Here is a 10,323-nt window from a genome sequence, read left to right on the forward strand (position 1 = left end):
CCATTTGTTTGAATTTGGAGGATAGATAGAAGTGATTCATTTTTTCAAACAGAATATTGAGGGAATTTCTCTACCCGAGAAATTTACATTCCCTTTTCATTATACACCTCATCCGCTGACACGAATTGCAGCGGGTGAGGTTCGGTCTTATTTATCCACTCGACTTGACTGGCAGGATGAAATCGGCAAAGGCAAGATGTTTGGTGTGCTGATAGTAAAGACATCAGATGGCAGTATCGGTTATCTGGCTGCCTTTTCCGGAAATCTGGCTGGTAGCAATATGCATGATTTCTTTGTTCCTCCAGTGTATGATCTTCTTAATCCAGACGGTTATTTCAGGAAAGAAGAATCGGAAATCTCGGCTTTGAACAGACGTATCAGCGATATATCCAAAAGTGATTATTATCTCATGGCTAAAAAAGAACTAGAGGAGATAAAGATTCAAGCATCTTCTTCTTTAGCGTCTGCCAAGGAGAAACTGAAGAGGAGCAAAAAGGAGAGGGATGAAAAACGTGCTAATGGCAACCTTTCGCTTGAAGAACTTGATGCCATGATTCGTGAGAGTCAGTTTCAAAAGGCCGAATATAAGAGATTGGATAATTCATGGAAAGAGAAACTGAATGAGGTTGAGCAGAAAGTGAAAGGTTTTGATACTGAGATATTACAGTTGAAGCAAGAGAGAAAAACTCGTTCGGCTGCATTGCAGTTATGGCTTTTCAGGCAGTTTGATATGCTTAATGCAAAGGGTGAGCACAAAGATCTGTGTGAGATATTCAAAGATACTCCTCAGGGATTACCACCTGCAGGAGCAGGGGAGTGCGCTTTGCCTAAACTTTTGCAGTATGCTTATCTGTATGGCCTTCAGCCGTTGGCTATGGGTGAATTCTGGTGCGGAATGTCGCCCAAGGATGAGATTCGTCACGACGGCTATTTTTATCCTTCATGCAAAGGTAAATGCGAACCTATACTGAAACACATGCTGGTAGGGCTTGATGTGGAGCCTAATCCATTGGCAGAGGATTTGTTTAAGGATACTTCGCTTAAAATTTTGTATGAGGATGAATGGATAGTGGCTGTAGAGAAGCCGTCGGGCATGCTTTCTGTTCCGGGAAAAAATGATCTGGACTCTGTACAGCAGAGATTAAGACTTATGTATCCTGATGCTACCGGTCCTTTGGTGGTTCATCGCCTTGATATGGCAACGTCAGGGATACTTCTCGCTGCCAAGGACAAGGATGTGCATGCCAGGTTGCAGTCTCAGTTTGAAACAAGGAGTATCTCAAAGGAATACATAGCCATATTGGATGGCGTTCCGTCGCACGAATGCGGAATCATAGATTTACCTATATGCCTGAATCCTCTTGACAGACCGCGGCAGATGGTTGATTTTGAGAATGGCAAGCCGGCAATAACTGAATATAAGGTGGAATGTATAAAGAATGGGCAAGCGAAAGTCGTCTTTAAGCCTCATACCGGTCGGACTCATCAGTTGCGTGTACATTCTGCTCATGTCTCAGGCCTCGGATGCCCTATATCAGGAGATGAGCTTTATGGTAATCCTGAATCGGCTTCACGTTTGTGTCTTCATGCATCAAGACTCGTATTCAGACATCCGGTGTCGGATAAGGAGATAGAGATAGTTTCTCCAAGTCCGTTTACGTTGTAATAATTAAAAATGATAATATATGGATTTTTTAGATTTAGTAAAGAAACGTCAGAGTGACAGAAAGTATAAGAACACTCCGGTAGATAGAGAAAAGATTATCAAATGCCTTGAAGCTGCAAGACTGGCTCCGTCGGCATGCAACAGTCAGCCATGGAAGTTTGTTGTGGTGGACGATCCGCAATTGCTTCCGGAGATGGCATCGGCTGCGGCAGGTATGGGAATGAACAAGTTTGCAGCGCAAAGTCCGGTAATTGTGGCTGTCGTGTTGGAGAAAATGAATTTTACAGCACGTATAGGTAGCGTAATTAAGGATAAGGAGTATTCTCTTCTTGACGTAGGTATTGCGGTAGAGAATTTCTGTCTTCAGGCAGCAGAATTTGGTCTGGGAACATGTATCCTTGGATGGTTCGATGAAAAGAAAGTGAAGAAGTTGCTAGGTATAGGCAGCAAGAGAGTTCCGCTTCTGATTACATTGGGTTATCCTGATAGTGAGACGAGAAATAAAATCAGAAAAGACATTAACACAATGAGCAGTTGGAACAAGTATGAATAAGCAGAAGAAAATAATATTGGCTCTGGTAGCTGTAGCGGTGGTACTTGTGGCTGTACTGACAGTAAACAATTATCGTTCTATAGAAACAGAAGAGCAGTCGCTTGATGAAGTGGAGGTGACTGACTCTGCCGAGGTGGAAGAAATTACTTACAAATATGGTATCCCGGTTGATAAATACAATGTGAAGTATGGTATAGTTAAGCCTAACCAGAATTTGTCTTTTATATTGTCTGATCATGGATTGAGTTCTCAGAATATTCATGATCTGAATCTTAAGACGGAAGGTGTATTCGATGTAAGGAAGATACGTAGCGGAAGGGCCTATGCAATGTTTACTTCGAAGGACAGCCTTGCCACTCCAAAGTTTTTCGTCTATGAGGAAGATCCGAAATCGTATGTAGTTTTCGATCTGAGAGGAGAATATAAGGTTACACGCGGTCAGAACCCTGTGGAGTGGAGAACAAAAGAGGCAAAGGGGAAAATTAATTCTTCATTGTGGGTAGCCATGCAGGATTGTAATACTTCGCCGCAGCTGGCTATAGTTCTCTCGCATATATTCGGATGGACTATCGACTTCTTCGGACTTCAGAAGGAAGACGAATTCCGTGTGATATACGAACAGGAATATGTTGATGGAAATGCGTTGCAGAACTTTCATGTGCTTGCTGCATCTTTCTGTGCTTCGGACAGTACATATTATGCTATTCCGTTCACTCAGGATGGAGAGGAACTGTATTATAATGAGAAAGGAAACAGTCTTGAAGGAGCATTTCTGAAAGCTCCGCTTGATTTCTACCGTATCTCGTCGCGCTTTACCAACAGCCGTTATCATCCCGTGTTGAAGCGTTATCGTGCGCATCATGGTGTGGACTATGCAGCTCCTACGGGAACTCCGGTTTATGCTATCGGTAGCGGAAAAGTTATTGCAAAAGGTTATCAGGCCGGGGGAGGAGGTAATTACGTCAAGATTAAGCATAACAGTGTTTATGTCACTACATATATGCATTTGTCACGTTTTGCAAAAGGCTTGAAAGTCGGTTCCACAGTCAAGCAGAAAGAAGTGATAGGCTATGTAGGTTCCACCGGACTTTCCACCGGACCACATCTTGATTTCCGCGTATTCGAGAACGGAAAGCCTATAAATCCGCTCACAATCAAGTCACAGCCTAAGAAACCCGTAAGCCAGCAGAACATGGCTGCTTATACTGTTCTTCGTGATTCGCTGATGAACAGGCTGCAAGGTATGTAAATTCATTCTGATAGTAATATAAAAGAGCCATATCAGATCATCCCATTTATAGAGGTTATGATATGGCTCTAATTATATTAATAATCTTAGGTTTTTTAGAACATATAATCCCAAGCAGGAAGTGCTATAGGTTTCTGTTTTGCGGCCTTTAGAGATTTTTCGTCAAGATATTTCTTGTTTATTACGATACGGAACATATATTCGTCAAACCATTTGTCAGTGAAGGTCATATATCCGTTATGCCCGGCACTTGGTCCCCAGCTGTTTTCAAACTGCCATTTTAATGGCTGGTCATTCTCATCTGTATCAACTGCCATCAGAGTCATTGCATGAGCCGAACCGCTTTCTCTTGTAAGAATTCTTGCTTTTTTGTCCATGTCAAGCTTGATTCCGAAAAGTGAGGAATAATCGAACATTTCAGGATGACAAACTCCGTCGGCAGAATTATACATAGCTACATCAACTGATGCATACATGGCTTCATTGCCCTTGATAGAAGATATAGCCGCTTTTTTGATGACATCGTTAGGCAGGTTCAGATATATCCAGTTCACGCCTTCGTATGTATTGCGGTAGTTTGCTATCTCATAAACCTTATAGTACTCGCGGGTAGGGTCGTTCATTATCATGACGTATGATTCCGGATTGTAGTTTTCCGGTTTGATCATGTTATAGAATTCCTTAGGAGTAGTTTTCAGTGTCTTGATGTCTCCATTGGCTGTTTCGTATCTCCATTCGAACTGGCTAGGAGGATTGCCGAGGCAGAGTGAAAGAATTCTGTAAACATCTTTCAATATATTCTTCTTGGCTTCTGCTATCTCTTTCTTACTCTTCTTTCCGTTTACCAAATTACGGAGTTCGTATCCGCCTGTACGAAGACGTTCGTTAAGTACCGAGCGCATCTGTCCCGTATTGTTCGAGTGTGCAGTTTCCGGCATAACAGTCTGAGGTACTACTCCATATTTTTCTGCGATGTTATAGAATAAGTTCCATACACCACCGTCGCCCACAGGAGTTCTGAAATAGAAATCTACATCGCGTTCCAACATGTCATGATCAGCTGTAGCAATGGCATTTTCAAGGAAGAGATTACTCTTTTCGAACATATCCCAGAAATAGTTATAGTTGTGTGAGAAATCGAATTCCTTGATGTTGAACTGCTTCATTATCGACGGACGGAGTACGTTCATCGAAGTAAACATCCAGCATCTTCCTGATTGTTGCTGGTCTGTTATGCCTTTAACATCTACTCTGTATTTGAAGTAATGGTCAGTTTCTCCCTGAATTTCTCTGTTGAGAGAAAGTTTTTTCAGGTTGGCGTCGTTTGTGATTATGTTCTGAAGTGCTTTTGTTGATGCGTCCATTACGAATGATGACTGTATGTCCTTCAGGTCTGATTCTGTGATTTGTTGTGCTCCTGCGCTGATTGCCATTGCACCGATGGCAGCAGTAAATAATGTTTTTTTCATGTGTTTATGGTTATTTATTTTTATTTCTGCTGCAAAGATGGCATTTTTAGTTGGATGATGCAAGTTTCTATATTATATAACCATACAAAAAAGAAGCTGCATGTTGTCCTTTGTTTGTTATAGGACAGCCATGCAGCTCTAATTTCTTTCATTTTGCTTATTTATTTGATTTCAAATTCTTCCTTCATGTCTATTTCTTCCCCTTTTGTATCATAGAATTTGTATTCTAGCATTGCAAGGTTCTGATTAGGAATGACTTTGATACCAAATCCGTATTTCATCTGCCATTTTCGTTTGATCGAAACCATTCCCTGGTTTATGTAAGCAGCTACGTACGGATGAATATGCAACGTGAATTTCTTCACTTTCAATTTGTTGACCAAATAGTCCACTTTACTCTCCAGTGAGTCAGTGAAAAGTATCGAAGGTTTAATTTTACCTTTACCGAAACAAACAGGACATTCTTCGTCCGTAGTTACGTCCATGGCAGGACGAACCCTCTGGCGTGTTATCTGCATAAGGCCGAATTTACTTAACGGCAGAATGTTATGCTTTGCCCTGTCCTTCTGCATGTTCTGACACATGCGTTCGTATAGTTTTTGACGGTTCTCGGCAAGGTTCATATCAATGAAATCGACAACTATTATACCACCCATATCCCTGAGTCTTAGTTGGCGTGCCAGTTCGTCTGCAGCACCAAGATTTACATCTAAGGCATTGGCTTCCTGCCCGTTGGCAGATTTTGAGCGGTTACCGCTGTTCACATCTACCACGTGAAGCGCTTCGGTATGTTCAATAATGAGGTAAGCTCCGCTTTTGTATGAAACAGTCTTACCGAATGATGATTTTATTTGCTTTGTGATGGCAAAGTTGTCGAAAATGGGAAGCTGACCGGTGTAACGCTTTACAATGTTCCCTCGTTCGGGAGCTATCAGGGCTACATAGTCTTTTACTTCGTTGTAAACGGTTTCATCGTTTACATAAATATTTTCGTATGACGGATTGAACAGGTCGCGCAGCATAGCGACAGTGCGGCTTGTTTCCTCATATACCAGTGTGGGCAGCTTTGTAGCAGACTGCACCTTAGTTATTGTTTCTTCCCAATGTTTGAGCAATACTTTCAGTTCAGCATCCAATTCCGCCACTCTTTTTCCTTCGGCTACAGTTCTTACTATAATACCGAAGTTCTTTGGCTTGATGCTCTGAAGGAGTTGCTTCAATCGTGTCCTCTCTTCGCTTGATTTTATTTTTTGCGAAACAGAAACTTTGTCGTTGAACGGTATGAGTACCAGATATCTTCCTGCAAATGAGAGTTCGCATGTAAGGCGAGGACCTTTTGTCGAGATAGGTTCTTTCACTATCTGAACTATGACTTCCTGACCTTGCTGGAGTACATTTGATATTGATCCGTCTTTGTCTATATCCGGCATTGCGTTAGCCTTTGATATAGGGAAAAGTTTCTTACGGTCACTGATGACTTGCTTTAGATACTTTTGATAAGAATGAAACTGTGGTCCCAAATCAAGATAGTGAAGGAATGCGTCTTTTTCGAATCCGACATCCACGAAGCATGCATTGAGTCCGGGCATAAGTTTTTTTACTTTACCCACATACATATTCCCAACGGAGAAGGAAAGGTTTCTTTCTTCTTTCTGAAACTCTACTAGATTTTTGTCTTCCAGCAGGGCTATAGAAATCTCTTTGGGCTGTACGTCAACAACTAATTCGCTTGTCACTTTTTCTTGGTTTAATGGAAATTGTTTAAATTCTTAATTAAGACAAAGAACAAACCCGAAAGACTGAAACAGTTCTTTGCAAGTTTGTTCTTTATTGAAGTCGGGACAGACTAACAATTATTTTTTGCTTTTATGTCTGTTCTTTCTTAGTCTTTTTTTACGCTTGTGAGTAGACATTTTATGTCTTTTTCTTTTCTTTCCGCTTGGCATAGCTTTAAAATTTTTATAGGGTTAATACTAAAAATTAATTATTCCTTCACTGAAAGTGTAAAAGTTTTTGCTGGTTTGAATACCGGTATATTGTGTTCCGGGATGATTATTGTAGTGTTCTTTGATATATTACGAGCAGTTTTCTGTGCTCTCTTCTTAACTACGAAACTGCCGAAACCTCTCAGGTAGACATTTTCTTCGTTAGATAACGATTCTTTTACTGAACCCATGAACGCTTCCAAAGTAACCAGTACAGTGTTTTTGTCGATACCTGTCTTTTTTGCAATTTCGTTTACAATATCTGCTTTAGTCATTTCGCTAATAAAAATTATTGTGTTATACTTTATCTAAATTTTTGGTCTGCAAATATATAGCTTTTCTCGTTCTTTAAGAAATTTATTTGCGACATTTTTACAATAAAATTGAGAAAATCGTTGTTTTTGGTGCCTGTAGAGGCATATGACTGGCTATATTGTTGCTGTCATTTAGCATTTTTATATTATTGCATTAATAATAGTTGGATTACGTGTTAGTATGTTTTATTGCTGTATGAACAGAATAATTTTATATTATACATATTATTATTATAATTACAATTATAGATTTTAAGATTTCATGTTATTCATTTATGATTTGTACGTTAATCATGATATGTTTCTATCTTGAGGGAAGATATCCTTATTGAAGTAATTAAATGTTGCAAAATGATTGGTTTCTCATTTTTTTTCTATATTTTTGATGCGAATTATTAAAACTTTCGAATATGTCTTTAAACAAGGTTCAATTAATAGGTAATGTAGGGAAGGATCCCGAAGTGAGATATCTTGATAGTGGCGTAGCTGTAGCAACTTTTACTTTAGCTACTACAGATCGTGCTTATACATTGGCAAATGGTACTCAGGTGCCTGAGCGTACAGAATGGCATAATATAGTATTGTGGAAAAATTTAGCTGAAATAGCTGAAAAGTACGTTCATAAAGGAGACAAACTATATATTGAAGGAAAAATCCGTTCACGTTCGTATGATGACCAGAATGGAGTGAAGAGGTACATAGTCGAAATTTTCGGTGATAATATGGAAATGCTTACACCTCGTTCGGCGCAACAGAGTGGTCAGCCATTTGCTTCGCAGCAACAGCCTGTAGCTACACCTGCTAAACCGATTCAGCAAGCTCCCGTACAGGATGAGGCATCTGATGATTTGCCTTTCTAAATAACTTATGTCTAACTAAAATTTATTTCTTTGGACCCGGATTCGTATTTATGCCGCTTGGCGGATTTATTTAACGGAGTAACCGTTACAGCTCCCGATGCAGGAGCTGTTATTGCTTTAATTTTAGCATTATTATTACTTTATGCTTCTGGCTTCGTATCGGCATCTGAAATAGCGTTCTTCTCTTTGACGCCATCAGATTTAAGCGATATAGAAGAGGAAAAACATAGTGCTGACACGCGTATAAAGTCATTATTGGCTAATTCAGAAAGACTTTTGGCTACAATTCTCATCTCAAACAATTTTGTCAATGTGATGATAATTATGCTGTGTAATTTCTTTTTTGCATCTGTAGTCGATTTTGGTGGATCAAGATTGCTTGAGTTTCTTGTCATAACTGTAATTCTTACATTTCTATTACTTCTCTTTGGGGAAATAATGCCGAAAATATATTCGGCACAAAATGCTTTGGCTTTTAGTCGTAAGGCGGCTCCTGTACTGAATGTATTGAGCTTTGTGTTCAGACCATTGTCATCATTGTTGGTACGTTCAACCGTTTTCATTAATAAGATAGCTTATAAGAAGCCACAGTCTCTTTCTGTGGATGAACTTTCGCAAGCTCTTGAATTGACGGACAAAAACGAGATTTCCGAAGAGAGCAATATGTTGGAAGGTATAATTCGATTTGGTGAAGAAACAGCAAAAGAGGTCATGACTTCGCGTCTTGATATGGTAGATCTCGATATTGACTCAACATTTTCAGAAGTTCTGAGATGTGTGGTCGATAACGGATATTCCCGTATACCGGTTTATCAGGATACAAGGGATAACGTAAAGGGAGTACTTTATATAAAAGATCTTCTGCCATACCTTGAGAAAGGTGATGATTTTGACTGGAGAAAGCTTATTCGCCCTGCATTCTTTGTGCCGGAGACAAAAATGATTGATGATTTGCTAAGGGACTTTCAGACCAATAAGGTACACATGGCAATTGTAGTTGATGAGTTTGGAGGTACATCAGGTATAGTTACTATGGAAGATATCATAGAAGAAATAGTAGGAGAGATTAATGATGAGTATGATGATGAGGAAAGAACATACGTTAAGCTTTCTGAAGGAGTGTTTGTGTTTGAAGCAAAGACTCTTCTTTCGGATTTCTATAAAATAATGAAGGCCGATCCTGAAGATTTTGAGGAGGTTTCGGATGATGCGGAAACGTTGGCTGGTTTTATTCTTGCAGTAAAAGGTGAATTCCCGTCACTGAATGAGGAAATCGTGTTCGGAAAGTATACTTTCAAGGTCCTCGAAATGGATGCCAGAAGAATTCTTAAATTGAAGGTTACAATACAACCTGAATATGATGCTGACGAAGATAAGAACTGATTTTTGAAATTTAAGACATGCCTATACTGAGAAAATGGGAATTTAACGGAGCTGTTTGCGGAATATGGAAAGTGACTGAAACCGCAGAAGAGCTCCGTTCTTCGCTTACAGAAAAGTCTTTCACACAGGACTTTTTCAATTTTAAGTCACCGGCACGCCAATTGGAGTATCTGGCTGTAAGGGCGCTTCTTCGTGAACTTTTAGGAAAAGAATGTCGTGTTCTTCATCATGAATCCGGGAAACCTTATCTTGAAAACTCGTTGTGTAGAATATCTATATCGCATACAAAAGGTTTTGTAGCGGTGATTATTCACCCTGAAAAGGAAGTTGGAATTGATATTGAGTATCATTCCGATAGGGTGAAAAAGGTAGTTGGAAGATTTGTCTCTACAGACGAGATGTCTCTTATAGAAAGAAAGGTTTCAGATATTGCTGATAATGATATCGTAGACGAATTCAGAATCAATATGTATTTGTTGTTTTGGTCGGCAAAGGAAACAATGTTTAAGATGATAAATTCCAGTGAAGTTGATTTTCTGGAACATCTTTGTATAAACTCTGTTTCATTTTCTGAGTATTTCAGTAATGGTGTTGTTGTAGATTCGCATTCTAAAGTTTTTAATGGAGTTATGAATGCGTATGAGTGTAGAACTTCTCTGAAAACAGAGATGAATATTGAGTTTTATCTGACGGAGGATTTTGTATGTACCTATAGCTGCATCGATTGAGATACTGATAAAAAAAGTTGGACAATGAATCGCTATTAATGTTATTCATTGTCCAACTCTTTTTTGTAGCCCGTGGGGGAATCGAACCCCCCTTTCAAGAATGAAAATCTTGCGTC

9 protein-coding genes are annotated in these 10,323 nt (G+C 39.5%); 6 read left to right on the forward strand and 3 right to left on the reverse strand.

Annotated elements, in window-relative coordinates:
• Nucleotides 1-31: 31 nt before the first annotated feature.
• Genes Q0486_RS05610 through Q0486_RS05620 form a run of 3 tightly spaced genes read left to right on the forward strand, consistent with a single transcriptional unit; the run spans nucleotide 32 to nucleotide 3,468 of the window.
• Nucleotides 32-1,666, forward strand: coding sequence for an RluA family pseudouridine synthase (locus tag Q0486_RS05610; protein ID WP_299231045.1), 1,635 nt, complete (start codon nucleotides 32-34; stop codon nucleotides 1,664-1,666).
• A 19-nt stretch (nucleotides 1,667-1,685) separates the two neighbouring features.
• Entirely contained in the window at nucleotides 1,686-2,219 is a 534-nt protein-coding gene (locus tag Q0486_RS05615; protein WP_299231047.1) for a nitroreductase family protein, read from the forward strand.
• Nucleotides 2,212-3,468 carry a peptidoglycan DD-metalloendopeptidase family protein gene (locus Q0486_RS05620; protein WP_299231049.1) on the forward strand — a complete coding sequence of 419 codons (1,257 nt, stop codon included), beginning with the start codon at nucleotides 2,212-2,214 and terminating at the stop codon, nucleotides 3,466-3,468. Before Q0486_RS05615 ends, Q0486_RS05620 begins: the two co-directional genes overlap by 8 nt.
• A gap of 95 nt (nucleotides 3,469-3,563) precedes the next feature.
• Here Q0486_RS05620 and Q0486_RS05625 read toward each other — a convergent pair whose 3' ends face one another.
• The 3 genes from Q0486_RS05625 to Q0486_RS05635 all read right to left on the reverse strand — a co-directional run bounded on the left by Q0486_RS05625 (nucleotide 3,564) and on the right by Q0486_RS05635 (nucleotide 7,206).
• On the reverse strand, nucleotides 3,564-4,937 hold the full coding sequence (locus Q0486_RS05625; protein WP_299231050.1) for a C1 family peptidase: 1,374 nt from the start codon (nucleotides 4,935-4,937) through the stop codon (nucleotides 3,564-3,566).
• A gap of 161 nt (nucleotides 4,938-5,098) precedes the next feature.
• Nucleotides 5,099-6,673 carry an Rne/Rng family ribonuclease gene (locus tag Q0486_RS05630; protein WP_299231052.1) on the reverse strand — a complete coding sequence of 525 codons (1,575 nt, stop codon included), beginning with the start codon at nucleotides 6,671-6,673 and terminating at the stop codon, nucleotides 5,099-5,101.
• Nucleotides 6,674-6,921: 248 nt separating this feature from the next.
• The gene (locus tag Q0486_RS05635; RefSeq protein WP_294456502.1) at nucleotides 6,922-7,206 is read right to left on the reverse strand and encodes an HU family DNA-binding protein; all 285 of its coding nucleotides are present in this window, start codon (nucleotides 7,204-7,206) and stop codon (nucleotides 6,922-6,924) included.
• A gap of 440 nt (nucleotides 7,207-7,646) precedes the next feature.
• Between Q0486_RS05635 and ssb the strand changes: the two genes are divergently transcribed.
• From ssb to Q0486_RS05650, 3 genes are read left to right on the forward strand one after another with little or no spacing between them, the layout of a single operon-like run.
• The gene (gene ssb / locus Q0486_RS05640) at nucleotides 7,647-8,096 is read left to right on the forward strand and encodes a single-stranded DNA-binding protein (RefSeq protein WP_299231054.1); all 450 of its coding nucleotides are present in this window, start codon (nucleotides 7,647-7,649) and stop codon (nucleotides 8,094-8,096) included.
• A 30-nt stretch (nucleotides 8,097-8,126) separates the two neighbouring features.
• Complete coding sequence (gene gldE, locus Q0486_RS05645; protein ID WP_299231056.1) at nucleotides 8,127-9,479, forward strand: gliding motility-associated protein GldE; 1,353 nt, start codon at nucleotides 8,127-8,129, stop codon at nucleotides 9,477-9,479.
• Nucleotides 9,480-9,496: 17 nt separating this feature from the next.
• Nucleotides 9,497-10,207, forward strand: coding sequence for a 4'-phosphopantetheinyl transferase superfamily protein (locus Q0486_RS05650; protein WP_299231058.1), 711 nt, complete (start codon nucleotides 9,497-9,499; stop codon nucleotides 10,205-10,207).
• Nucleotides 10,208-10,323: the final 116 nt, after the last annotated feature.

Source organism: uncultured Bacteroides sp. (genome assembly GCF_937912035.1).
Classification (GTDB): Bacteria; Bacteroidota; Bacteroidia; order Bacteroidales; family Bacteroidaceae; genus Phocaeicola.